The 25,204-nt window shown below is 69.2% G+C and carries 20 protein-coding genes; 13 read left to right on the top strand and 7 right to left on the bottom strand.

The window, feature by feature from the left end; translation table 11 throughout:
* Positions 1 to 3: 3 nt before the first annotated feature.
* From glpK to C8250_RS12115, 3 genes are all read right to left on the bottom strand, one after another.
* Complete coding sequence (gene glpK, locus C8250_RS12125; protein WP_138354793.1) at positions 4 to 1,530, bottom strand: glycerol kinase GlpK; 1,527 nt, start codon at positions 1,528 to 1,530, stop codon at positions 4 to 6.
* A 42-nt stretch (positions 1,531 to 1,572) separates the two neighbouring features.
* Complete coding sequence (locus tag C8250_RS12120; RefSeq protein WP_138354794.1) at positions 1,573 to 2,334, bottom strand: MIP/aquaporin family protein; 762 nt, start codon at positions 2,332 to 2,334, stop codon at positions 1,573 to 1,575.
* A gap of 145 nt (positions 2,335 to 2,479) precedes the next feature.
* Positions 2,480 to 3,247 (bottom strand): IclR family transcriptional regulator, encoded by a 768-nt coding sequence (locus C8250_RS12115; protein WP_138354795.1) that lies wholly within the window; start codon positions 3,245 to 3,247, stop codon positions 2,480 to 2,482.
* A 166-nt stretch (positions 3,248 to 3,413) separates the two neighbouring features.
* On the opposite strand from C8250_RS12115, the gene metH reads away from it, so the two are divergent.
* From metH to C8250_RS12060, 11 genes are all read left to right on the top strand, one after another.
* Positions 3,414 to 6,923, top strand: coding sequence for a methionine synthase (metH, locus tag C8250_RS12110; protein WP_138354796.1), 3,510 nt, complete (start codon positions 3,414 to 3,416; stop codon positions 6,921 to 6,923).
* Positions 6,924 to 7,044: 121 nt separating this feature from the next.
* Entirely contained in the window at positions 7,045 to 7,746 is a 702-nt protein-coding gene (locus C8250_RS12105) for an HAD family phosphatase (RefSeq protein WP_138354797.1), read from the top strand.
* A gap of 373 nt (positions 7,747 to 8,119) precedes the next feature.
* Positions 8,120 to 9,679, top strand: a complete 1,560-nt coding sequence (locus C8250_RS12100) for an ABC transporter substrate-binding protein (RefSeq protein ID WP_138354798.1) — start codon at positions 8,120 to 8,122, stop codon at positions 9,677 to 9,679.
* A 73-nt stretch (positions 9,680 to 9,752) separates the two neighbouring features.
* On the top strand, positions 9,753 to 10,763 hold the full coding sequence (locus tag C8250_RS12095; RefSeq protein ID WP_138354799.1) for an ABC transporter permease: 1,011 nt from the start codon (positions 9,753 to 9,755) through the stop codon (positions 10,761 to 10,763).
* Positions 10,763 to 11,866 (top strand): ABC transporter permease, encoded by a 1,104-nt coding sequence (locus C8250_RS12090; RefSeq protein ID WP_232485979.1) that lies wholly within the window; start codon positions 10,763 to 10,765, stop codon positions 11,864 to 11,866. The genes C8250_RS12095 and C8250_RS12090 overlap by 1 nt, the downstream gene beginning before the upstream one ends.
* Positions 11,863 to 12,924 (top strand): ABC transporter ATP-binding protein, encoded by a 1,062-nt coding sequence (locus C8250_RS12085; protein WP_138354800.1) that lies wholly within the window; start codon positions 11,863 to 11,865, stop codon positions 12,922 to 12,924. Before C8250_RS12090 ends, C8250_RS12085 begins: the two co-directional genes overlap by 4 nt.
* A complete protein-coding gene (locus tag C8250_RS12080) occupies positions 12,908 to 14,248 on the top strand; it encodes an ABC transporter ATP-binding protein (RefSeq protein WP_232485980.1) in 1,341 nt (446 codons plus the stop codon). The genes C8250_RS12085 and C8250_RS12080 overlap by 17 nt, the downstream gene beginning before the upstream one ends.
* Positions 14,249 to 14,355: 107 nt before the next feature.
* Complete coding sequence (locus C8250_RS12075; protein ID WP_138354801.1) at positions 14,356 to 15,957, top strand: ABC transporter substrate-binding protein; 1,602 nt, start codon at positions 14,356 to 14,358, stop codon at positions 15,955 to 15,957.
* A gap of 28 nt (positions 15,958 to 15,985) precedes the next feature.
* The gene (locus tag C8250_RS12070) at positions 15,986 to 17,584 is read left to right on the top strand and encodes an ABC transporter substrate-binding protein (RefSeq protein WP_138354802.1); all 1,599 of its coding nucleotides are present in this window, start codon (positions 15,986 to 15,988) and stop codon (positions 17,582 to 17,584) included.
* 155 nt (positions 17,585 to 17,739) lie between these two features.
* The gene (locus C8250_RS12065) at positions 17,740 to 18,858 is read left to right on the top strand and encodes a MerR family transcriptional regulator (RefSeq protein WP_138354803.1); all 1,119 of its coding nucleotides are present in this window, start codon (positions 17,740 to 17,742) and stop codon (positions 18,856 to 18,858) included.
* 103 nt (positions 18,859 to 18,961) lie between these two features.
* Entirely contained in the window at positions 18,962 to 19,390 is a 429-nt protein-coding gene (locus tag C8250_RS12060; RefSeq protein ID WP_187144814.1) for an STAS domain-containing protein, read from the top strand.
* Here C8250_RS12060 and C8250_RS12055 read toward each other — a convergent pair.
* Genes C8250_RS12055 through C8250_RS12040 form a run of 4 tightly spaced genes read right to left on the bottom strand, consistent with a single transcriptional unit; the run spans position 19,301 to position 22,536 of the window.
* Positions 19,301 to 20,284, bottom strand: coding sequence for a sigma-70 family RNA polymerase sigma factor (locus C8250_RS12055; protein WP_138354804.1), 984 nt, complete (start codon positions 20,282 to 20,284; stop codon positions 19,301 to 19,303). The genes C8250_RS12060 and C8250_RS12055 overlap by 90 nt on opposite strands.
* Positions 20,285 to 20,335: 51 nt before the next feature.
* Positions 20,336 to 20,911, bottom strand: a complete 576-nt coding sequence (locus C8250_RS12050) for a GNAT family protein (RefSeq protein WP_138354805.1) — start codon at positions 20,909 to 20,911, stop codon at positions 20,336 to 20,338.
* Between the two features lie 52 nt (positions 20,912 to 20,963).
* Positions 20,964 to 21,635 (bottom strand): response regulator transcription factor, encoded by a 672-nt coding sequence (locus C8250_RS12045; RefSeq protein ID WP_138354806.1) that lies wholly within the window; start codon positions 21,633 to 21,635, stop codon positions 20,964 to 20,966.
* Positions 21,636 to 21,675: 40 nt separating this feature from the next.
* Positions 21,676 to 22,536 (bottom strand): PD-(D/E)XK nuclease family protein, encoded by an 861-nt coding sequence (locus C8250_RS12040; RefSeq protein ID WP_138354807.1) that lies wholly within the window; start codon positions 22,534 to 22,536, stop codon positions 21,676 to 21,678.
* Between the two features lie 138 nt (positions 22,537 to 22,674).
* Between C8250_RS12040 and C8250_RS12035 the strand changes: the two genes are divergently transcribed.
* Both C8250_RS12035 and C8250_RS12030 read left to right on the top strand, forming a co-directional pair.
* Positions 22,675 to 23,886, top strand: coding sequence for a site-2 protease family protein (locus C8250_RS12035; protein WP_244809099.1), 1,212 nt, complete (start codon positions 22,675 to 22,677; stop codon positions 23,884 to 23,886).
* A gap of 191 nt (positions 23,887 to 24,077) precedes the next feature.
* Positions 24,078 to 25,070 (top strand): tRNA (adenine-N1)-methyltransferase, encoded by a 993-nt coding sequence (locus C8250_RS12030; protein WP_232485981.1) that lies wholly within the window; start codon positions 24,078 to 24,080, stop codon positions 25,068 to 25,070.
* Positions 25,071 to 25,204 lie beyond the last annotated feature (134 nt).

The raw sequence follows: 25,204 nt of genomic DNA, 5'->3' as shown, positions 1-25,204 counted from the left end.
TGATCAGTTCTCCTCTTCGATCCAGCCCATGGTCCGCTCGACGGCCTTGAGCCAGTTCTTGTACTCGCGGTCGCGCTTGTCCGCGTCCATCCGGGGGGTCCATTCGGCGGCCCGGCGCCAGTTGGCGCGCAGTGCGTCGGTGTCGGGCCAGAAGCCGACGGCGAGACCGGCCGCGTAGGCGGCGCCCAGGCAGGTGGTCTCGGCGACCATCGGACGGACGACGGGGGCGTCCACGAAGTCCGCGATGGTCTGCATCAGCAGGTTGTTGGAGGTCATACCGCCGTCGACCTTGACCGCGGCCAGTTCGACGCCGGAGTCCTTGCTCATCGCGTCGACGATCTCGCGGGTCTGCCAGGCGGTGGCCTCGAGCACCGCGCGGGCCAGGTGCGCCTTGGTGACGTAACGGGTGAGGCCGGCGATCACACCGCGGGCGTCGTCGCGCCAGTACGGGGCGAACAGACCGGAGAAGGCGGGCACGAAGTACGCGCCGCCGTTGTCGTCGACGGAGCTCGCCAGGGTCTCGATCTCGGCGGCGCTCTTGATGATGCCCATCTGGTCGCGCATCCACTGCACCAGCGAGCCGGTGACGGCGATGGAGCCCTCGAGGGCGTAGACGGCCTTCTGGTCACCGATGCGATAGCCGACGGTGGTGAGCAGGCCGTTGTAGGAGTTGACGGCCTTCTCGCCGGTGTTCATCAGCAGGAAGGTGCCGGTGCCGTACGTCGACTTGGCCTCGCCCTCGGCGAAACAGGTCTGGCCGAACAGCGCGGCCTGCTGGTCACCGAGCGCGGAGGCGACCGGCACACCGGCCAGCACGCCGACGGCGGCGGTGCCGTAGACCTCGGAGGAGGACCGGATCTCCGGGAGCATCGACATCGGGACGCCGATGGACTCGCAGATCTTCTCGTCCCACTCCAGGGTGTGCAGGTTCATCAGCATGGTGCGGGAGGCGTTGGTGACGTCCGTGACGTGCACACCGCCGTCCGGGCCACCGGTCAGGTTCCAGATGACCCAGCTGTCCATGGTGCCGAAGAGGATCTCGCCGCGGTCGGCGCGCTCGCGCAGGCCCTCGACGTTGTCCAGCAGCCAGCGGGCCTTCGGGCCGGCGAAGTAGCTCGCCAGCGGCAGGCCGGTCTCGCGGCGGAAGCGGTCCTGGCCGACGTTGCGGCCCAGCTCGCGGCAGAGCGCGTCGGTGCGGGTGTCCTGCCAGACCAGCGCGTTGTGGACCGGCTCGCCGGTGTTCTTGTCCCACAGCAGCGTGGTCTCGCGCTGGTTGGTGATGCCGATGGCCTTGACGTCCTCGGCGGTGATCCCGGCCTTCTCGACGGCACTGGCGACGACTTCCTGGACGTTGGTCCAGATCTCCGCGGCGTCGTGCTCGACCCAGCTGGGCTTCGGGAAGATCTGCTCGTGCTCCTTCTGGTCGACGGAGACGATGCGGCCGTCCCGGTCGAAGACGATGCAACGGCTGGACGTGGTGCCCTGGTCGATCGCGGCGATGAACGGCCCTGCGGTGTGTGCGTCGGTCACGGTGTGCTCCTCAAGGGGTCTGCGTCGGTCGGACAGGAGGGGTTACGCGAAGGCCAGCCGGTAGAGGCCGCCCGCCAGAACGGCACCGACGAGCGGGCCGACGACGGGGATCCAGGCGTAGCCCCAGTCGGAGCCGCCCTTGTTGCGCAGCGGCAGAAGGCTGTGCACGATACGCGGGCCGAGGTCGCGGGCCGGGTTGATCGCGTAGCCGGTGGGCCCTCCGAGTGACAGACCGATGCTGACGACCACCAGAGCGGTGATCAGGGCGCCGGTTCCGGAGAGTGCGAGGCCCGGCGTCAGGCCCTGGGTGAGAACGGCCAGGACGAGAACGGCGGTGCCGATGATCTCGGTGGCGAGGTTCTGCACCGGGTTACGGACCTCAGGCCCGGTGGAGAAGACGCCGAGGACCGGTCCGGCCGGACCGCTGTCCGGTCCGAGCGGCGGTGCCAGCTCGTTGTCGTCCATGTGCGCCTGGAACTGTCCGTAGTAGGCCACCCAGACCAACGCCGCGCCGATCATCGCGCCGAGCATCTGTCCGGCTATGTACAGCGGCACATCGTTCCAGTCGCCCGTCTTGACGGCGATGCCGACGGTGACGGCAGGGTTGAGGTGCGCCCCCGAGAGGCTCGAGGAGATGTACACCGCGGTGAGCACCGCGAAACCCCACCCGAAGGTGATGGCGAGCCATCCCGCGTTGCGGGCCTTGGAGCTCTTGAGCGTGACGGCGGCGCAGACGCCACCGCCCAGCAGGATGAGGACGGCGGTACCGATGGTCTCGCCGAAGAAGATATGGCTGTTGGACACCGCGACTCCCTTGTCTTACGTCCATTCAGGCGGACCGGGTCCCGTCCGGTGTTCGACAATGTCGACCGCCGAACGGCAGTTTTCTCTGCAATATCTTCCTCGTCAAGAGCTTGGGGCTGAGGACTCCGGATCGTGACCCGAGTCCCTAGAACCGTCCGGCGCCGAGGTCGCGCGAGACGGCGCGGGCGCAGTCGCGTACCGCGGCCACCAGTCGCGCCTGGATGTCGCCGTCCTCCTGGCAGACCCGTTCCACGGCCCCGGTGATGCCCACCGCGCCGACCGGCATCCGCCGCCGGTCCAGGATGGGCGCAGCGACCGAGGCCACGCCCTCCCACGTCTCCTCCAGGTCGGACGCCCAGCCCCGGGTCCTGGCGAGCTCCAGCACGTCCTCGAAGCCGGCCGTGTCGGTGATCGTGCGCGGGGTGAGGGCGAGCCGCTCGTTCTCGGCCGCCTCGCTGTGCGCGACCGGGTCGTACGCGGCCAGCACCTTGCCCAGCGCCGAGCTGTGCAGCGGCTGCATGGCACCCACCTCCAGCACCTGCCGGCTGTCGTCCGGGCGGAAGACGTGGTGCACGATCAGCACCCCCGACTGGTGGAGAACCCCCAGGTAGACGGCCTCGCCGCTGGACCTGGCCAGATCGTCGGTCCACACCAGGGCGCGGGCCCGCAGCTCGTGCACGTCCAGATAGCTGTTCCCCAGCCGCAGCAGTTCGGCGCCCAGCTGGTACTTGCCCGACGCGGCGTCCTGCTCGACGAAGCCCTCCTGCTGGAGGGTGCGCAGGATGCCGTGCGCGGTCCCCTTGGCGAGGCCCAGGGAGGAGGAGATGTCGGAGAGGCCCAGCCGGCGCTCACCGCCGGCCAGCAACCGTAGGATCGCGGCTGCCCTCGCCAGCGACTGAATCGGTCCGGGCATCCGCCAACCTCCGCAAGCCGTTCGACATTGTCGAACCCCATAGTCTCAGAGAAGATTCTGACACCTTCGTCCACCCCTCGGAACTCTTTCGAGGCCCGCGCACCGCGCCCGCTACCCTGGCCAGGCACGTAAAGCCGACAGCCGTCGCACTCCTGGGAGTACATCCATGGCCCCGCAGTCGTCCTCCACCCTCGCCAGCCAAGCCCGAGCCGACGCACTGCGTCAGGCGTTCGCCACCCGAGTGGTGGTGGCCGACGGTGCGATGGGCACCATGCTCCAGGCCCAGGACCCCTCGCTCGAGGACTTCCAGGACCTGGAAGGCTGCAACGAGATCCTGAATGTCACGCGGCCGGACATCGTGCGGTCGGTGCACGAGGAGTATTTCGCCGCAGGTGTCGACTGCGTCGAGACCAACACCTTCGGCACCAACCTCGCCGCGCTCGGTGAGTACGACATTCCCGAGCGCATCTTCGAACTCGCCGAAGCCGGCGCCCGGCTGGCCCGCGAGGTGGCGGACGGTTTCGCCACGCCCGACCGGCCGCGCTGGGTGCTCGGCTCCGTCGGCCCCGGCACGAAGCTCCCGACCCTCGGCCACGCCCCGTACGCCGCCCTGCGCGACGCGTACGAGGAGAACGTGGCGGGCCTGATCGCGGGCGGCGCGGACGCGATCCTGGTGGAGACCACCCAGGACCTGCTGCAGACCAAGGCCTCGGTCGTCGGTGCCCGCCGCGCCCTCAAGGCGGCCGGCTTCAGCCTCCCGATCATCTGCTCCGTGACCGTCGAGACGACGGGCACGATGTTGCTGGGTTCCGAGATCGGTGCGGCGCTGACGGCGCTGGAGCCGCTCGGTATCGACATGATCGGGCTGAACTGTGCCACCGGCCCCGCCGAGATGAGCGAGCACCTGCGCTACCTGGCCCGGCACGCGCGGACCCAGGTCTCCTGCATGCCGAACGCCGGTCTGCCGGTGCTGGGCAAGGACGGTGCGCACTACCCGCTGTCGCCGGTGGAGCTCGCCGACGCGCACGAGACGTTCGTGCGGGAGTACGGGCTGTCCCTGGTCGGCGGCTGCTGCGGCACCACCCCCGAGCACCTGCGCCAGGTCGTGGACCGCGTCCGGGGCCTGGACCTGTCACCCCGCAGCCCGCGCCCCGAGCCGGGCGCCGCCTCGCTCTACCAGACCGTCCCGTTCCGGCAGGACACCTCGTACCTCGCCATCGGTGAGCGGACGAACGCCAACGGGTCGAAGAAGTTCCGTGAGGCCATGCTCGAAGGGCGCTGGGACGACTGCGTCGAGATGGCCCGCGACCAGATCCGCGAGGGCGCGCACCTGCTCGACCTGTGTGTCGACTACGTCGGCCGCGACGGCGCCGCGGACATGGCCGAAGTCGCCGGCCGCTTCGCGACCGCCTCCACGCTCCCCATCGTGCTGGACTCCACCGAGGTCCCGGTGCTGCGCGCCGGACTGGAGAAGCTCGGCGGCCGGGCCGTCATCAACTCCGTCAACTACGAGGACGGCGACGGTCCCGAGTCCCGCTTCGCGCAGATCACGACGCTGGCGGCCGAGCACGGTGCCGCGCTGATCGCGCTGACGATCGACGAGGAGGGCCAGGCCCGCACGCCCGAGCACAAGGTCGCCATCGCCGAGCGGCTCATCGAGGACCTGACCACCAACTGGGGCATCCTCGAATCGGACATCCTCGTCGACTGTCTGACCTTCACGATCGCCACCGGCCAGGAGGAGTCCCGCAAGGACGGCGTCGCCACCATCGAGGCGATCCGCGAGCTCAAGCGCCGCCACCCGCTGGTGCAGACGACCCTCGGCTTGTCGAACATCTCCTTCGGCCTCAACCCCGCCGCCCGTGTCGTGCTGAACTCGGTCTTCCTCAACGAGTGCGTGGACGCCGGCCTGGACTCCGCGATCGTGCACGCCAGCAAGATCCTCCCGATCGCGCGCCTCACCGAGGAGCAGCGCGATGTGGCCCTGGACCTGATCTACGACCGGCGCAGCGAGGGCTACGACCCCCTGCAGAAGTTCCTCGAGCTCTTCGAGGGCGTCGACATGAAGTCCGTCAAGGCCGGCCGCGCGGAGGAACTGGCCGCGCTGCCGCTCGACGAGCGCCTGCAGCGGCGGATCATCGACGGCGAGAAGAACGGCCTGGACCGCGACCTGGACGAGGCGCTCACGACCCGTCCCGCGCTGGCGATCGTCAACGACACCCTGCTGGAAGGCATGAAGGTCGTGGGCGAGCTGTTCGGCTCCGGCCAGATGCAGCTGCCGTTCGTGCTGCAGTCCGCCGAGGTCATGAAGACCGCGGTCGCCTACCTCGAACCGCACATGGAGAAGTCCGACGCCGACGGCAAGGGCACCATCGTGCTGGCCACGGTCCGTGGCGACGTTCATGACATCGGTAAGAACCTGGTCGACATCATCCTGTCGAACAACGGTTACAACGTGGTGAATCTGGGGATCAAGCAGCCGGTGGCGGCGATCCTGGACGCGGCGACCGAGCACAAGGCCGACGTGATCGGCATGTCGGGACTCCTGGTGAAGTCCACCGTGATCATGAAGGAGAACCTGCAGGAGCTCAACCAGCGCAAGATGGCCGCCGACTACCCCGTCATTCTGGGTGGCGCAGCATTGACCCGCGCGTATGTGGAGCAGGACCTGCACGAGATCTACGAGGGCGAGGTCCGCTACGCGCGGGACGCGTTCGAAGGCCTGCGGCTGATGGACGCGCTGATCGCCGTCAAGCGCGGCGTCCCCGGCGCCGTCCTGCCGGAGCTCAAGCAGCGCCGGGTGGCCAAGCGCGCCAGCGTCGTGGAGGAGGAGCCCGAGATCAACCTCGGGCAGATCCGCTCGGACGTGGCCGTGGACAACCCGATCCCGACGCCGCCGTTCTGGGGCAGCCGCGTCATCAAGGGCATCCCGCTCAAGGACTACGCGTCCTGGGTCGACGAGGGCGCGCTCTTCAAGGGCCAGTGGGGCCTGAAGGAGGCCCGCGCGGGCGGAGCGACGTACGAGGAGCTGGTGGAGACCGAGGGCCGGCCCCGGCTGCGCGGCCTGCTGGACCGGCTGCAGACCGACGGCCTGCTGGAAGCGGCCGTGGTCTACGGCTACTACCCGTGCGTCTCCAAGGGGGACGACCTGATCCTGCTCAACGACGACGGCAGCGAGCGCACCCGCTTCACCTTCCCGCGCCAGCGCCGGGGCCGCCGGCTGTGCCTGGCGGACTTCTTCCGCCCGGAGGACTCCGGCGAGATCGACGTCGTGGGTCTGCAGGTCGTGACGGTCGGCAACCGGATCGGGGAGGCGACGGCCGAGCTGTTCGCCGCCAACGCCTACCGTGAGTACATGGAGCTGCACGGACTGTCCGTCCAGCTCGCCGAGGCCATGGCCGAGTACTGGCACGCCCGGGTCCGCAGCGAGCTGGGCTTCGCCGGTGAGGACCCGAACGAGGTCGAGGACATGTTCGCCCTGAAGTACCGGGGCGCGCGCTTCTCGCTCGGCTACGGGGCCTGCCCCGAGCTGGAGGACCGGGCGAAGATCGCCGAGCTGCTGGAGCCCGAGCGGATCGGCGTGAAGCTGTCCGAGGAGTTCCAGCTGCACCCGGAGCAGTCCACCGACGCGATCGTCATTCACCACCCCGAGGCGAAGTACTTCAACGCCCGCTAAGCGTTCGCCAGCGACCCGACGTACACTGGACGGTCCGGCACAGGCCGGTCGCCGCACTCCGATCAGGAGTGTGTCGCGACCGGCCTTTGTGCCCCCCTGGCCCAGCTGAGGAGTGGTGCGCATGACCAGTAGCATTCCCGCCGTCGACACCCGTCCGGCCCAAGGCCGCGGGCTGCACGCCGTGCTCCTCGACATGGACGGCACCCTGGTCGACACCGAGGACATCTGGTGGGCCGCCGAGGTGGAGGTCTTCGCGGCCCTGGGCCACGCCCTGGACGGCGCACACCGCGCGATCGTGGTCGGCGGCCCGATGGCCCGCAGTCTGGGCCACCTGATGGCCGTCACGGGCACCGAGGTCACGCTGCCCGAGCTGTCCGCCGCGATCAACGCGCGCTTCGTCGAGCTGATCGCCCGGGGCGTGCCGCTGATGCCCGGCGCCCGGCGGCTGCTGACGGAGCTGGCGGCGCACCAGGTGCCCACCGCGCTGGTGTCCGCCTCGCACCGGCACATCATCGACTCGGTGCTGCGCACGCTCGGCGCGGAGCACTTCGCGTTCACCCTCGCCGGCGACGAGGTCGCCCGCACCAAGCCGTTCCCGGATCCGTATCTGCTCGCGGCCGCTCGGCTCGGCGCGGAGCCCGCCCGGTGCGTGGTCGTGGAGGACACCCCGACCGGGGTCGCCTCCGCCGAGGCGGCGGGCTGCCAGGTGGTCGCGGTGCCCTCGATCGTCCCGATCGAGGCGGCGCCGGGCCGCACGGTGGTGGGCTCGCTGGAGCAGCTGAGCGTGCCTTTTCTGCGCTCTCTGAATGCGACTGTTCACTGAGCGTATGCCGCTGAATAGCTTGGAAACTCTGGGCGCCCGGCTGCTCATTCCGCGTCACGAATGCGCTGGCTGAATTCCGCCCCGCTCCAATTTTTGGTCACGTGATTTTCGTCACCCCTCAGTTGGTCGACAGGTACGGACGCGCATGATCCGTTTGCGTGAAACGGGGCAACAAACGCGACGTTGTGTCCGGGTTGCGACACAGAGGGGCGGATCGTTCCATCGTCCGCATATCGGTACCTGCAGTGCCGTTATCGGGATGTGATTTTGCCTCAACTTCTCCGTGTTCTGGGCAAGGAGAGCGTTCCCACTAGTGTCCTGACTGGTCAATGCCGAATCGAGTGATCGGCATTTGAGCAAGGGGAATCACTAGATGTCACGTACTAAGCGTGTCGTCGCCGCAGCTGCCGTGGCCTTCCTGGCCGTCGGTGTGACCGCGTGCGGTGGCAACAAGGACAATTCGGCGTCCGGCAGCAAGGGCGCCGTCATCGTCGGGACCATCGACTCGGTGTCGTCACTCGACCCCGCAGGAGCGTACGACTACGGCTCCTGGGAGGTCATCGACAGCGTTTACCAGAAGGTGATGCGCTTCCCGACGGGCGGCACCAAGCCTGAGCCGGACGCCGCCAAGTCGTGTGCTTTCACCGACCCGAAGACCTACGCCTGCACCCTGCAGTCCGGTCTTCAGTTCTCCAACGGTGACAAGCTGACCTCGGCCAGCGTCAAGTTCTCGTTCGACCGCATGCTGAAGATCGCGGACCCGAACGGGCCGTCCAGCCTCTTCGGCACGCTGGAGTCGACCGAGGCCAAGGGCGCGGACCAGGTGATCTTCCACCTGAAGAGCGCCGACTCCACCTTCCCGTCGGTCCTCGCCACCGACGCCGGTGCGATCGTCGACGAGAAGACCTTCCCGGCCGACAAGCTCCTCGCGGGCACCAAGGTGATCGGCTCCGGCCCGTACACCCTGGACAAGTACACCGCGAAGCAGCAGGCGTCCTTCAAGGTCAACGCGAAGTACAGCGGCCCGGTCAAGGCGCAGAACAGCCAGTTCGTTCTGCAGTACTTCGCCGAGGCGTCCGCGCTGAAGGCGGCCGTCAAGGACGGCACCGTCAACGCGGCCTTCCGCACCCTGTCGCCCACCGACACCGCCGACCTGAAGAAGACCCAGGGCGTCAAGGTCGTCGAGGGCACGGGCACCGAGAAGCGCTACTTCGTCTTCCACGCGAAGGTGAAGCCGTCGGACCAGAAGGCGGTCCGCCAGGCCGTCGCGCAGGTCATCGACCGCGAGGGCATCGCGAAGGACGCCTACAACGGCACCGTCGCCCCGCTCTACTCGATGGTCGGCAACGGCATCGACGGTCACACCGACGCGTTCAAGGACAAGTACGGCGCTCCGGACAAGGCCAAGGCCGCCGCGATCCTGCAGGCCGCCGGCATCACCGCCCCGGTCGCGCTGTCCTACACCTGGACGCCGAGCCACTACGGTGCCGCGGCTGCCGACGAGGCCACCGCGATCAAGCGTCAGCTGGACGCCTCCGGCCTGTTCAACGTCAAGTTGAGCTCGACCGAGTGGCAGCAGTACCAGAAGGACGAGAAGGCGGGCAGCTACGCCTCGTACATGATCGGCTGGTTCCCTGACCTGCCGGACGCCGACAACGACGTGTCGCCGTTCCTCAGCAAGTCGCCGTTCCTGGGCACGGGTTACGACAACCCGGCGATCCAGGCGCTGCTGGTCAAGGAGCAGGGCTCCAACGACCCCAAGGTGCGCAACGAGGCCTTCGCCGAGATCCAGAAGATCGTCGCCGAGGACGCCCCGATCATCCCGGTCTGGCAGGGCAAGCAGACCGCTGTCGTGCGTGACGGTGTGACCGGCGTGGACAAGGCGCTGGACCCGACGATGTTCCGCTTCTACGAACTCTCGACGGGCAAGTGACGGCCGGCCGGCCCGTGGGGGAGTCTCTCCCCCGCGGGCCGGCCGCCACTCCGGCTAAGAAAGACACCCCTCCATGAGTAAGCAGTCCGGGTCGCTGCGCCGCTACATCCTCACCAGGATCGCGCTCGCAATCCCCATGGTTCTCATCCTGCTGGTCCTGGTCTTCGTCCTGATGCGGGTGGCCCCCGGTGACCCCATCTCGGCCTCCCAGGGCGGCAAGCTCAACGCGGCGGAACTCGCGGCGAGACGGCATGCCGCGGGCTTCGACGCCCCGATGTACCAGCAGTTCTGGGACTACCTGAAGTCCGTCGTCACCCTGAACTTCGGCACCACGTTCTCCGACCACCGCCAGGTGCGGGACATCATCATCGAGAACGGCGGCGCCACCCTCACCCTGACCTTCGGCGCCCTGGTCTTCGCGAGCGTCATCGGTATCCCGGTGGGCCTGCTCGCGGGCCGGCTGCGGGACAGCACGATCGACGTGGCGGGCCGGCTCTTCGGCATCCTCAGCTACGCCGTGCCGGTCATCGTCGCAGCGCCCATGCTGATGCTCGCCTTCGGCGCCACGTCCGGCCAGGCCTCCCCACTGGTGCAGCTGAACGTGCCGACGCAGACCCACATCCTCATCGTGGACGCCATGATCGTGGGTGACTGGGACGCGGTCGGCGACATCGCCAACCACCTGGTCCTGCCCTCGATCGCGCTGGGCCTGCTGATCGTCGGTGTCTTCATCCGCATGATCCGCATCAACCTCATCCAGTCGCTCCAGGGCGACTACATCGAGGCGGCCCGCGCCCGCGGCGTGAAGGAGACCGCCGTCGTCGGACGGCACGCCTTCCGCAACGCGATGGTCCCGGTGATCACCGTCCTCGGCCTCCAGGTCGCGATGCTGCTCAGCGGTGCGGTGCTCACCGAGCGAATCTTCACCTGGCCCGGTATCGGTCGCCAGCTCATCGACTACATCAACCAGCGCGACTACGTCGCCGTCCAGGGCATCGTCACCGTCTTCGCCCTCGTCGTCGTCGTGATCAGCATGCTGATCGACTTCATCAACGCGCTGATCGACCCGAGGGTGCGGTACTGATGGCCCAGACGACACTCCCCGCTCCGCTCGACCCGGAGATTACCCCCAGGGCTCCGGGTCCCGGAAAGTCCGTCCGCTTCGGCGGTCTGCGGCGCATCGTGATCGCGGTCCGGCAGGCCCACGGCGTGCCCAAGTTCATGCTGTGGACCGGCGCGATCCTCTCGCTGCTCTTCGTGCTGACCGCGATCTTCGCTCCGCTGATCGCCCCGTACGACTTCGACACGTACCAGTCCGGTGGCAAGACCTTCCCGAAGCAGGGCGCGCCGGACGGCGACCACTGGTTCGGCACCACCGTGCAGAGCCTGGACGTGGTCTCCAGGACCGTCTACGGCGCCCGCACCGCGCTGGAGGTGATGGTCCTCGCCGTCGTCTTCTCGCTCATCCTGGGGGTCCTCCTGGGCCTCCTGGCGGGTTACTTCGGCGGCTGGCTCGACCGCATCCTGGTGCTGGTGATGGACGCGCTCTTCGCGTTCCCCTACCTGCTGCTCGCCATCGTGGCCGGCTTCGTCTTCGCCAGCATCACCGGCGGGGGCGTGGTGACCGCCGCGCTGTCGATCACCGTGGTCTACATCCCGCAGTACTTCCGGGTGGTCCGCGCCTCGGCGCTCTCCGCCCGTGAGGCCACCTTCGTGGAGGCGGCCCGCGCGATGGGCGCCAAGCCCTCCGTGGTGATCCGCAAGTACCTGTTCGGCAACGTCATCCAGTCGGTGCCCGTCATCGGCACGATGAACGCCGCCGACGCCATCGGCACGCTGGCCGGCCTGGGCTTCCTGGGCCTCGGCATCCAGCCCACCGACGCCGCCGAGTGGGGCTACGACCTCGACCGCGCGATCAGCGACGTCAACGCCGGAATGTGGTGGACCTGCCTCTACCCGAGCATCGCCATGGTGATCGCCATCCTCGGCTTCACGCTGCTCGGCGAGGGCCTCAACGACGTCCTCAACCCGACCATGCGCCGCCGCCGCATCACCAAGGTGGCGCTGCCCGCGCTCAGCCGCCGCCGAGTCGTCACCGCGGAGACCGCGAAGACCGCGGCGACCGCGGAATCCGCAGCAATCGCAGCTACCGCAGCAACCGCAGAAGAAGGGGAGGCCGCGAAATGACCGAACCTGTCCTTTCCGTACGCGACCTGCGCGTCTGGTACGGCACCGAACGCGGACCGGTCCGCGCCGTCGACGGCGTCAGCTTCGACGTACGCCCCGGCGAGACGCTCGGCCTGGTCGGCGAGTCCGGCTGTGGCAAGTCCACCCTCGGCCGCGGTGTGCTGGGCCTGGCGCCCACCGTCGCCTCCGTCGACGGTGAAGTGATCCTGAACAGCAAGGGGGGCAAGGGCCGCAACCTGGTGGGCCTGCCCGCCAAGGAGCTGCAGAAGCTCCGCGGCCCGGACCTCGGGCTGATCTTCCAGGAGCCGATGACCCGGCTGAACCCGCTGATGCGGATCTCCCAGCACTTCGAGGAGGCCCTGCACACGCACCACAAGGACCTCTCGAAGAACGAGCTGCGCGAGCGCGCCATCGAGGCGCTGCGCGGTATGGGCATCCCGGCCAGCCGGTACGAGAGCTACCCCCACGAGTTCTCGGGCGGTATGCGCCAGCGCATCATGATCGCGCTCGCCCTCGTGCTGCGCCCGGCGTTCATCGTCGCGGACGAGCCCACGACGGCGCTCGATGTCCTCGTCGAGGCACAGATCATCAAGATCCTTGCCGATCTGCGCAAGAACTTCGACACATCCCTTGTGCTGATCACCCACAATCTCGGTATCGTCGCCGAAGCGTGTGACCGGGTCGCGGTGATGTACGCGGGCCATATCGTCGAACAGGGCGATGCCCGCGAAGTGTTCGCGAACCCGCAGCACCCGTACACCAAGGAGCTGCTCCGCTCCACGATCTCGCTCTCCACCACCGGACTGCACTTCATCCCGGGTAGCCCCCCGGACCTGGTGCACCCCCCGGAGGGCTGCCGGTTCAGCCCGCGCTGCCCGGTGGCGATGCAGGGATGCGCGAAGGTGGAGCCGCCCGAGGTGGTACTGCCGTCCGGCGTGCACAGCGTCTGCTGGCAGCAGGCGATCGAGGTCGACCCCTCGATGGCCGACGAGTTGGGAACGGGTGGGCGCGAGCCGCTCGCCGCCGTGAAGGAGATCAGCGTTGCTGACGAAGCCTGATACAGAAGCGAGCGGTGTCGTAGCTCTCGACGACCGCGAGACCCTCGTCGAGATGCAGGACCTCGAGGTCCACTTCGGCATGCGGGGCAACGTCTTCGGCCGGCTCGCCGGCAAGGCGGCGGGCGCGGTCAAGGCCGTCGACGGGGTGAACCTGAAGCTGCGCAAGGGCGAGGTGCTCGGCCTGGTCGGCGAGTCCGGCTCGGGCAAGACCACCCTCGGCCGGACCCTGCTGGGCATGAACCGGGCCACCGGCGGCACCATCCGCTACCGGGGCGAGGACATCACCGAGTTCGGCGAGCGCAAGATGCGGCCGCTGCGCCGCAAGCTGCAGATGGTCTTCCAGGACCCGCACGCCTCGCTCAACCCGGCGATGGACATCCGCACCGCCGTCGGCCACCCGCTGCGCATCCACAACCTGGTGAGCAGCGACGCGGAGTACGACGCCAAGGTCACCGACGCCCTGGAGCGGGTCGGCCTGACCCCTCCCGAGCGGTACCTGACGAAGTTCCCCGGCGACCTGTCCGGCGGCCAGAAGCAGCGGGCCGTGCTGGCCCGCGCGATCATCGCCGAGCCGGAGCTCCTCGTCGCCGACGAGCCGATCTCCATGCTCGACATGAGCGTCCGCGCCAAGATCCTGCAGCTGATGCTGGACCTCAAGCGGGACCTGGACCTGACGTACGTCTATGTGACGCACGATCTGGCCAGCGCGAAGTTCTTCTGCGACACCATCGCGATCATGTACCTCGGCCGGATCGTCGAGTACGGGCCCACCGCTGAGGTCTTCGCCGACCCCAAGCACCCGTACACCAAGGCGCTGCTGGCGGCGATCCCCGAGCCCGACCCGACGCTCGCCGTCGAGCGCGAGCTGCTGCGCGGTGAGATTCCGGACGCGGCCAAGCCGCCGCTCGGTTGTTCCTTCCACCCCCGCTGCCCCGTCGCCCTGGCCGGCTGCGGCTGGGAGGCCCGCGACCTGCGTGGCCTGCTGGAACGCCGGTGGCTGGAACTGCCGCCGGCGGAGGCGGGCAAGGAAAGGGCGCTCTTCGGCGATCTTGACGCGCTCTCCGAATCCGGGGTCACTTCCGCCGCAGTCACCCCCGGCAGGGGGCACAGCGCGGAAGATGTGCTGGAATACCTCCGCCGACTCCGTGAGGAGGCCTCGGCGGCCGAGCCGCGCGAGCCCTTCTGGCGGGGCGTGATCACCATGCACGCAGAAGGCGGCCGGGCCGTGGTGGAGTTCTCGCCATCACAGGACCCGCGGCTCAACCTGCTGCCGGAAACGGACGTCCAAGTGGCCTGCCACCTGTACCCCGGCTCCGGCGGATAACCGCATCATCACCTACACGGTGGCGGGCGGCGCAGGCGTCGCGTCGCCCGCCCGGGAACGGCCAAGGATCGACTGAGCACGGAAAGACCAAAGGGAGAACGACGAGGATGAACCGTAAGCTACTGGTGCCGGCGATGCTTCTCGGCGTCGTCGCACCCGCCCTCGCCGGTTGCGGCGGATCGGGCAGTGGCGGTGACAGCAGCGGTAAACCCATCGTCGTCGGGACCACGGACAGCATCAAGCTGACCAAGGAGAACCCGTCACCCTTGGATCCGGCGACGTCGTACGACAGCGCCACGTGGAACGTCTTCTACAACACCTTCCAGATGCTGCTGCGCTACCCGCGCAGCGGTACCAACCCGGAACCCGACGCCGCGGAGAAGTGCGGCTTCACCGACCTGGTCGGGCAGGTGTACCAGTGCACGCTCCGCAAGGGGCTCAGTTTCTCCAACGGTCACGCGCTGACGGCCGAGGACGTCAAGTTCTCGGTCGACCGCATGTTGAAGATCAACAGTGACAACGGTCCCGCGTCGCTGATCTCCGGCGTCGCCACCGTGCAGGCGCCCGACGAGAAGACGGTGGTCTTCCGCCTCAAGGCGCCGGACTCCACCTTCCCGCTCAAGCTGGCCACGCCCGCCGCCGCGATCCTGGACAGCCAGGTCTACCCCGCGGACAAGCCGTACGACGGCTTCAAGATCGTCGGCTCCGGCCCTTACACGCTGGACGACTTCAAGCAGGACGACAAGGCCGTCTTCTCCAGGAACGCGAACTACCAGGGCACGCTGAAGCTGAACAACAGCAAGGTGGAGCTGCGGATGTTCACGTCCGCGGACACGATGGAGGCCGAGCTCAAGAAGGGCACGGTCGACGTCGCCACCCGCACCATGCGGCCCGACCAGATCAACCGGCTGCTCAAGGCCGGCGACGGCGAGAACGTCAAGCTCACCGAAGCGGCCGGCACCGAGGCCCGCTACCTGTTCTTCGACACCACGGACCCGGCGGTGCGGCCCAAGGCCGTCCGCCAGGCCGTCGCCCAGATCCTGGACCGCCAGGCGCTGACCCGTGATGTCTTCCAGCGGACCGCCGATCCGCTGTACTCGCCCGTCCCGGTGGGCATCACCGGGCACGCCAACTCCTTCTTCAAGACCTACGGCGACCCGAGCGTGACCAAGGCCAAGGCGCTGCTGCACCAGGCCGGGATCGACGACAAGGTCGCGTTCGACTACTGGTACCGCAAGGACCTCGCCGGCTCCAGCAACAAGGAGGAGGCCGAGGCGATCAAGGCTCAGCTCGACGCGAGCGGCCTGTTCGACGTCACGCTCAAGAGCGAGGAGTGGAACGTCTTCCTCACCGAGGTGAAGAAGCACAAGTACGCCGCCTACGCTCTGAGCTGGCTGCCCGACTTCCCGGACCCGGACAACTACATCGCGCCGTTCTTCGACAAGGGCAACTTCCTGAAGCTGCCCTACCAGAGCGACATCATCCAGCGCCAGGTGATCCCGCAGACCCGACAGCAGTCCCAGCGCAGCGCCACCATCAGTGATTTCGAGACCGCTCAGAAGATCATCGCCCAGGACGTGCCGATGCTGCCGCTGTGGCAGGGCAAGCAGTACATCGCTGCCCGCAGTGACATCACCGGTGTGGAATGGGCGCTCAACTCCTCCACCACCACCCAGTTCTGGGAGCTCGGGCGGGGCGTGACGAGTTGATCAGCACATACAAGGGAGAACGTCGAGGATGAATCGCAAGCTGCTCGCGCTGCCGATAGTCGTGGGTCTGATGACGCCCGTACTCGCCGGTTGTGGATCCGGCAGTGGCAGCGGGGACGACGGCAAGGCGATCGTCTTCGGCACCACCGACGAGTTCCACATCACGCCGCAGGCGCCGGCCCCGCTCGACCCCGTCACGGGCTACGACATCCAGTCCTGGAACGTCTTCTACAACACGTTCCAGACGCTGCTGCGCTACCCCCGCAGCGGTACCGACCCGGAGCCCGAGGCCGCCAAGGAGTGCCACTTCACCGACGGACTCGGCGAGCAGTACCGCTGCACCCTGCGGGACGGCCTCGAGTTCTCCAACGGGCACGCGCTCACGTCCAAGGACGTGAAGTTCTCCATCGACCGCATGCTCGCGATCAAGGACGAGAACGGCCCGTACAGCCTTCTGACCAACGTGGACAAGGTCGAGACGCCGGACGACGCCACGGTCGTCTTCCATCTCAAGGACCCCGACGCCACCTTCCCGTACAAGCTGGCCACGCCCGCCGCGGCGATCGTGGACAGCGAGGTGTACGACGCGAAGAAGCAGCACCCCGGCTTCGACATCATGGGTTCCGGCCCGTACCAGCTGGACTCCTTCAAGGAGGGCGACTCGGCCGTCTTCACGAAGAACCCGCACTACAAGGGCACGATCAAGCTGAACAACAGCAAGATCGAGCTCAAGTTCTTCAAGAACTCCACGGACATGGAGAAGGCGCTCAAGGCCGGTGACATCGACGTCATGAACCGGACGATGACGCCCGACCAGCTGAACAGCCTCAACATCAGCACCGACAGCAACGTCAAGCTGACCGAGACGGCCGGCACCGAGATCCGCTACCTGGTCTTCAACACGGCCGACCCGGTCGTGAAGCAGAAGGCGGTCCGCGAGGCCTTCGCCCAGATCGTGGACCGGCAGGCCATCACGCGCGACGTCTACAAGCGCACCACCGAGCCGTTGTACTCGATGGTCCCGGCCGGCATCACCGCCCACGCCACCTCGTTCTACAACTCCTACGGCGAGCCGAGCGTGCCGAAGGCCCGTAAGACGCTCAAGGACGCCAACATCACCACGCCGGTCGAGCTGACGCTCTCGTACACGACCGAGCACTACGGCGAGGCGACCAAGGCGGAGTTCGAGCTGCTCAAGAAGCAGCTGGACGCCAGCGGGCTGTTCAAGATCAAGCTGCAGCCGGTGGCCGACTGGCACACGTACACCGACGGCGGGCGCAAGCACCAGTACCAGGTGTACGGGATGGGCTGGTTCCCCGACTTCCCGGACCCGGACAACTACGTCGCGCCGTTCCTCGGCAAGGACAACTTCCTGGAGCTGGCGTACGCGAACCCGCTGATCCAGGGCCAGCTGATCAACTCCACCCGGCAGAAGACGCAGCGCAGCGCGACCTTCCCGGACTTCACCCAGATGCAGAACATCATCGCCACCGATGTGCCGATGCTGCCGCTGTGGCAGGGCAAGCAGTACCTCGCCGCCCGCAGCGACATCACGGGCACCGAATGGACCCTCAACGCGTCCTCCACGACCCAGTTCTGGGAGCTGGGACGAGGTGTGACGGGCTGACAACGGGCTGATCAGGACACTGGAACGGGCCCGGACGACACTGTCGTCCGGGCCCGTTCCGCTGTGCCGGGGCGACCGGGGTTGACCTTGTCCCTGGGGCAGACCACAGCATCGGGGCAGCCGGGCACACCGCCCGGCACGAGGAGGCGAGCACGGTGCTGCTGACGATCGGGGAGTTCGGACACGCGTCCGGCCTGTCGCCGAAGGCGCTGCGGCTGTACGACGAACTCGGACTGCTGCCGCCCGCCCGCGTCGACCCGCTAACCGGCTACCGGTTCTACGATCCGGCGCAGTTGGAACGGGCCGGGCTGGTGGCCTGGCTCCGCCGGCTCGGCATGCCGCTGGCCCGGATCCGGGTGGTGTGCGACCTGGCGCCGGCCGCGGCGGCGGAGGCCGTCGCCGCGTTCTGGGCACAGGTCGAGTCCGACACCGACGCCCGGCGGGACCTCGCGACCTTCCTCGTCGACCACCTGTCACGGAAGGACACCGTCATGGAACGCACCGGAGCAGCTCTGGCGATCCGCTATGCCGCGCTCACCGACACCGGTCTGATCCGCGAGAGCAACCAGGACGCGGCCTACGCCGACGCCCGGCTGCTCGCCGTCGCCGACGGATTCGGCGCCGGCGGGGCGCCCGCGAGCGCCGCCGCCATCGACGCGCTCAAGCGCCTCGACCTCGCCGACAGCACCCGCACCGGCACCACGAGCCCCGGCGTCCCCGCCGGCGGTCTCCTCAACGCCCTCGAGAACGCCGTGCAGGAGGCCAACGAGGCGGTGCGGGGCCTCGCCGGGCCCGACGGCGCGCTCCAGGGGCCGGGCACGACCCTGACGGCCATGCTGTGGACCGGATCGCAGCTCGCCCTCGTCCACATCGGCGACTCCCGCGCCTATCTGCTGCGCGGCGGCGAGCTCTTCCAGATCACCCACGACCACACCCTCGTGCAGTCGATGGTCGACGACGGCCGCATCAGCGCGGGAGAGGCGGCGTCGCACCCCCAGCGGATGCTGCTGCTGCGGGCCCTCGACGGCGGCGACGCGTCCACCGCCGATCTGCGCCTGCACGACGCCCTCCCCGGCGACCGCTATCTGCTGTGCTCCGACGGCCTGACCACCGTGGTGCCGGGCCCGGAGATCCAGCGGGTGCTCGCCTCGGTCACCGACCCCGAGCAGGCCGTCCGCGAGCTGATCGCGCTGGCCAACGCGGGCGGCGGGCCCGACAACGTCAGCTGCGCCGTCGCGGACGTCGTCGAAGCGGCCGCCGGGCCGGCCCGTTAGGCGCTGCGGGGCCGGGTACCGCAGGGCCGGTACACCCCGCCGGCGATGAGTTCTGCCCGGCCGGCAGGTCTGTCGTAGGAGAACCCACGACAGGAGGCCGACGTTGAGCGCAGCCGACGAGGCGCCGGAGCGGGCCGGACGGCAGCCGGAGCAGGGCCCGGACGGGGTCGTCTGGGTCCTGGCCGGCCCGCTCACCCGCGCCGGCATACCCGAGCTGTGCGCATGCCTGCGGGACCGGCTGCGCGGCGGGGAACCGGGCTGGGTCACCTGCGACGTGGCCGCGCTCACCGACCCGGACGCGGTCACCGTCGAAGCCCTGGCCCGGCTGCAGCTCACCGCCCGGCGGCTCGGCAGCCGGATAAGGCTGCGGAACGCCGGCGGGCGGCTGCGCGGGCTGCTGGCCCTGGCGGGGCTGCGGGACGTGCTTCCCCTGGAGCCGGGGTTACGGCTCCAGCCGGGGAGGCAGGCCGAACAGCGGAAACAGGTGCGCGGTGTCGAGGAACGAGTTGATCCCGGTGATCCGGTCCCCTGAGATCTCGATGACCTGCAGCGCCCACGGCTCGTGGCCGCCGTCGGAAGCGGGCCGGTACTGGCCGAACGCCGGTGAGCCGTTCGCCGTGACCGGCAGCAGCCGCGAGCCCGCGCAGCCTATGCCGGTGCCGAGCATCCAGCCGCGGATGTCCGCGGGGCCGCGGAACCACAGCTCGTACGGCGGCATCGACAGCGTCGCGTCCTCCCGCAGCAGAGAGGTGAGCGAGTCCAGGTCGTAGCGCTCGAAGGCGTCGACGTAGCGGGCCAGCAGGGCGCGCTGCGTCTCGTCCATCGGCCGGGCCGGGTCGCTGGCGGTGACATCACTGGCGGCCAGTGCCGAACGGGCCCGCTGCAGCGCGCTGTTGACCGACGCCACCGTCGTGTCGAGCAGTTCGGCGACCTCGCTCGCCTTCCACGCGAGCACCTCCCGCAGGATCAGCACCGCGCGCTGCCGGGGCGCCAGGTGCTGCAGCGCGGCGACGAACGCCAGCCGGACCGAATCGCGCTGGGCGGCCACCTCGGCCGGATCGCCGCCCGAGGGCAGCATCCGGCCGTCGGGCATCGGCTCGATCCACGTCGCCTCCGGCAGCGCCGGGGTCAACGGGGACGAGGACGAGACGGGGGACGCGAGATCCATCGGGCGGGCCCGGCGCTCGCGCGCCTTGAGCATGTCCAGACAGACGTTGGTGGCGATGCGGTACAGCCACGACCGCAGCGACGCCCGGCCCTCGAACCGGTCGAAGCCGCGCCACGCCCGCACCAGGGTCTCTTGGACGGCGTCCTCCGACTCGAACGCCGATCCCAGCATCCGGTAGCAGTAGCCCGTCAGCTCCACCCGGTGCCGCTCTAGCTGCAGCTCCGAAGCCACACCGTCCATTGCCGCGAGATCACTCATCGAGGGCCCCTTGTCGACCGTCGGCCGTCAGCTCCAGCCGTCCCGGTCATCCTAGGCGGGGGGTCTGACAGCGCGCCCGGGATCGCTCGGACCACGCCGGGTTCTGTCCTCAACCGGAAGATCCCGGGCCAGCAGGTCCATCATGAGACCGTCGTGCCACGTTCCGTCGGGGCCGCGCTCGTAGTCGCGCATGATGCCGACCGGCCGGAATCCCACCTTGGTGTAGCAGCGGATGGCAGCGGTGTTGTCGGCCGCCGGATCGATGATCAGCCGGTGGTGCCCGTGATCGGCGATCAGATGCCCGGCGAGGGTCCGCACGGCGTCGGTGCCCAGCCCGCGGCCGTGGCAGGCGGGGTCGAGGTAGATGTCGATGTTCGCGTGCCGGTAGTCGGGCTCCTCCTCGGCGCCCCACTGGATCGCGCCCACCACCCGGCCCTCGTGCTCGATGACGAAGACCTCGGTGTCCGGCTCGGCGAAGTCCTCGGCGACGGAGGCGGCCATCCGCTCCCGGTCACCGTGCCACCGTTCGTAGACCTCCGGGGTCGAGCGGATCGCGGCGAGCGCGGGAATGTCGGCGGCGGTGGCCGGACGCAGCGTGACCGACGCGCCGTGGAGAGTGGTCTGCATGCCGGGGACGTTACCGACCCGGCGGCGCGGCCACGACGCCCACCGCGGCCGCTCAGCCGGCTCCGGGGCGCACCAGCCCGCTTTCGTACGCGTACACCGCCGCCTGGACGCGGTCGCGCAGGCCCAGCTTGGTCAGCACATGCCCGACGTGGGTCTTCACGGTCGTCTCGCTGACGAACAGCTCCGCCGCGATCTCCGCGTTCGACAGCCCCCGCGCGACCAGCTTCAGCACCTCGACCTCGCGCTCGGTGAGGGTGTGCAGCGGCTGCGGCACGGACTCCTCGCCGGAGGGGAGCCGTCCCGCGTACTTGTCCAGCAGCCGGCGGGTGATGCTGGGCGCGAGCATGGCCTCGCCCGCCGCGACCACCCGGATCGCCTGCACCAGCTCGGCGGCCGGCGCGTCCTTGAGCAGGAAACCGCTGGCACCGGCGCGCAGCGCCTCGACCACGTACTCGTCCAGGTCGAAGGTGGTCAGCACAAGGACTTTCGCCGGTCCGTCCCGCCCGGGTCCGGTGATCTGGCGGGTCGCCTCGACCCCGTCCATCCGCGGCATTCGGATGTCCATCAGCACCACGTCGGGCTGCAGCGCCCGCACCTGGTCCAGAGCCTGCTGGCCGTCCCCGGCCTCACCGATCACGGCAAGGTCCGGCTCGGCCTCCAGAATCATGCGGAAGCCGGTACGCAGCAGCGGCTGGTCGTCCACCAGTAGGACGCGAATCGCCACAAGATCTCCCTCGTCGTTGCCGGACCCGCCCCATTCTTGCCTAGATCACGTCGTCACCGGACGGCGCGGGGCCCGGGAGCGGCAGCGGATAGGGCGGGGGAGTGCCCCCGAACTCCGGACAGACCGCCTGGTGGTCGCACCAGCCGCAGAGCTTGGTCCGCCGCGGCAGCCACTCGCCGGTCGCCGTGGCCTCGCGGATCGCGTCCCACAGCGCCAGCAGCTTGCGCTCCACGCTCAGCAGGTCCGCTTCCGACGGGTCGTACATGATCACGTCGCCGCTGCCCAGATAGACCAGCTGCAGCCGGCGCGGCACCACCCCGCGCAGCCGCCACAGCACCAGCGCGTAGAACTTCATCTGGAACAGCGCCTCGCCGGCGTACTCCGGGCGGGGCGCCTTGCCGGTCTTGTAGTCGACCACCCGCAGATCGCCGGACGGCGCCACATCGAGCCGGTCGACGTACCCGCGCAGCGTCAGCCCCGAGTCCAGCACCGTCTCCACGTACAGCTCCCGCTCGGCGGGCTCCAGCCGCGTCGGGTCCTCCAGCGTGAACCAGCGGTCGACGAGCTGCTCGGCGCTCTCCAGCCACCGGGTGAGGCCGGGTCCGTCCGCCACCTCGAAGAGCTGGGCCAGCTCGGGCCGGGCGGCCAGCAGCTTCTCCCACTCGCCCGGAACCATCGAACGGGCGCGGTCCGCCGTACGCTCGACAGCGGGGGAGTCGAAGAGCCGTTCGAGCACCGCGTGCACCACGGTGCCCCGGGTGGCCGCCTCGCTCGGCTTCTCCGGCAACTTGTCGATCACCCGCAACCGGTACAGCAGAGGACACCGCATGAAGTCCGACGCCCGTGACGGGGAGAGCGACGACGGTGGCCGGGGAGGGATGTCTGAGGTGCTGGTGCCCATGGCAGACGACCCTACGGCCTCCCGCCGACAGCCGGTGTCGGCCGCGGACCACCGGGCAATACCATCGATGGCAGAGCCCCTCGCATTGCAAGATCAATTCAGCCGGTGCGAGGGTTCACACATGAACGAGGGGAACCAGTGAGCGAGAGCGGGCAGCCGCCGTCCCAAGGCACGCAGGCCCAGCCGGGGAACGGTCAGAAGAAGAGCCCGCGCGAAGCCGGCGGCGGCATCCTCATGGGCCGCATCTTCGGCGTGCCCGTCTACGTCGCTCCCAGCTGGTTCCTGGTCGCGGCCCTCATCACCTGGGTCTTCGGCGGCCAGCTCGACAAGGTGCTGCCCGAACTCGGCAACATCCGCTACCTCGTCTCGCTCTTCTTCGCCGTCGCCTTCTACGCCTCGGTGCTCATCCACGAGCTCGCGCACACCGTCGCCGCCCTGCGCTTCGACCTTCCCGTGCGCCGTATCCAGCTGCAGTTCTTCGGCGGTGTCTCGGAGATCGAGAAGGAGTCCGAGACCCCCGGCCGGGAGTTCGTCCTCGCCTTCGTCGGCCCGCTGCTCTCCCTGGTGCTGGCCGGTGTCTTCTACGGCGGCATGCAGGTCGTCGAGCCCGGCACCGTCCCCGGGGTGCTGCTCGCCGGCCTCATGATCAGCAACCTGATCGTCGCGGTGTTCAACCTGCTGCCGGGCCTCCCGCTGGACGGCGGCCGGATGCTCCGGGCCGTCGTCTGGAAGATCACCGGCAAGCCGATGAGCGGCACGGTCGCCGCCGCCTGGACCGGCCGTGCGCTGGCCATCGCCGTCCTCGGACTGCCCCTGCTCACGTACGACAACACCGCCGACAGCAGCGGGTTCGACTCGCTCACCGACGCCCTGCTCGCCGCGATCCTGGCCGCCATCATCTGGACCGGCGCCGGGAACAGCCTGCGCATGGCCCGGCTGCGCGAACGCCTCCCCGACCTGCGGGCCCGCACCCTCACCCGGCGCGCCGTGCCCGTCAGCTCCGACACCCCGCTGTCCGAGGCACTGCGCCGCGCCAACGAGGCGGGCGCCCGTGCCCTGGTCGTCGTGGACGGCCAGGGGGACCCGACCGCGGTCGTCCGCGAGGCCGCCATCGTCGGCATCCCCGAGCACCGCCGCCCCTGGGTCGCGGTCAGCGGCCTGGCCCAGGACCTCAAGCCGGGCATGCGGGTCTCGACGGAACTGGCGGGCGAGGACCTGCTCGACACCCTGCGGGCGACGCCGTCGACGGAGTACCTGGTCGTCGAGCCGACGGGCGAGATCTACGGAGTGCTGTCCACGGCGGACGTGGAGAAGGCCTTCCTGGCCGCGATGGCCAGGCCCGCTTCTTAGGGGCTCGGATCGCCTCCGGGGCGCTACAGCCGCTCCATGGGTCCCCCCGGACGGGGTTCGGGGGAGGCCGACCGTGCTCGATCGCTCGTACCTCACGATCTCCGCGCGCTCTCCCGTTCGACAGCGACGCGCCCCTTCGGCTCACCCGCCCTGGCGAACCGAGCCCCAAAAAAGCCAGCTACGCTGTTCACATGTCCGAACCGACCGGTGCCGCCCGCCGTCGCGGCCCATTCCAAGTCGGGGACCAGGTCCAGCTCACCGACCCCAAGGGACGCCACTACACCTTCACGCTCGAAGCCGGAAAGCAGTTCCACACCCACAAGGGCGCTTTCCAGCACGACGAGTTGATCGGTGCTCCCGAAGGAAGTGTTGTCCGTACCACGGGGAACGTCGCCTACCTGGCGCTGCGTCCCCTGCTCCCCGACTATGTCCTGTCCATGCCACGCGGTGCCGCCGTGGTCTACCCCAAGGACGCGGGGCAGATCCTGGCGATGGCCGACATCTTCCCCGGCGCCCGGGTCGTCGAAGCGGGAGTCGGATCAGGCTCGCTCAGCAGCTTCCTGCTGCGCGCCGTCGGCGACCAGGGCATGCTGCACTCCTACGAGCGCCGCGCCGACTTCGCCGAGATCGCCACCCAGAACGTCCAGCGCTACTTCGGCGGGGAACACCCCGCCTGGCAGCTGACCGTCGGCGACCTCCAGGACCATCTGTCCGACACCGATGTCGACCGCGTCATTCTGGACATGCTCGCCCCTTGGGAATGCCTCGACGCCGTCTCGAAGGCGCTCGTCCCCGGCGGCATCCTGTGCTGCTACGTCGCCACCACCACGCAGATGGCCCGCACCGTCGAGTCCATCCGTGAGCACGGCACCTTCAACGAGCCCGCGGCCTGGGAGACCATGGTCCGCAACTGGCACGTCGAGGGTCTCGCGGTCCGTCCCGACCACCGCATGATCGGGCACACCGGCTTCCTGCTCACCGCCCGCCGGCTCGCCGACGGCGTGGAGCCGCCGATGCGCCGCCGCCGGCCCTCCAAGGGTTCGTACGGCGAGGACTACACCGGCCCCGGCAGCGAAAGCGGGGGCAAGCACGCGCCCGCCGCCTCGGCAGAGCCCGCTGAGGTGACTGCCGCCGAGACGCCCGCCGTCGAGGCGCCGGCCGCCCCCGAGGCGCCCGCCGAGTAGTACCGGGCCCACCGCCCCGCCGAGAGCCCGCCGAGAGCAACGGAAGGCGCCGGTGCCGGAACCCCCGCAAGGGTTCCGGCACCGGCGCCTCCCGCATTTCCGCTGTCCCGGTACTCCCGGCCGCACCTGCTGTT

It is taken from the genome of Streptomyces sp. So13.3, assembly GCF_005860785.2.
In the GTDB taxonomy this organism is placed as follows: Bacteria; Actinomycetota; Actinomycetes; order Streptomycetales; family Streptomycetaceae; genus Actinacidiphila; species Actinacidiphila fildesensis.
Note: the sequence above shows the minus strand (reverse complement) of the source record. Positions and strands in the feature narration are given on the sequence as shown.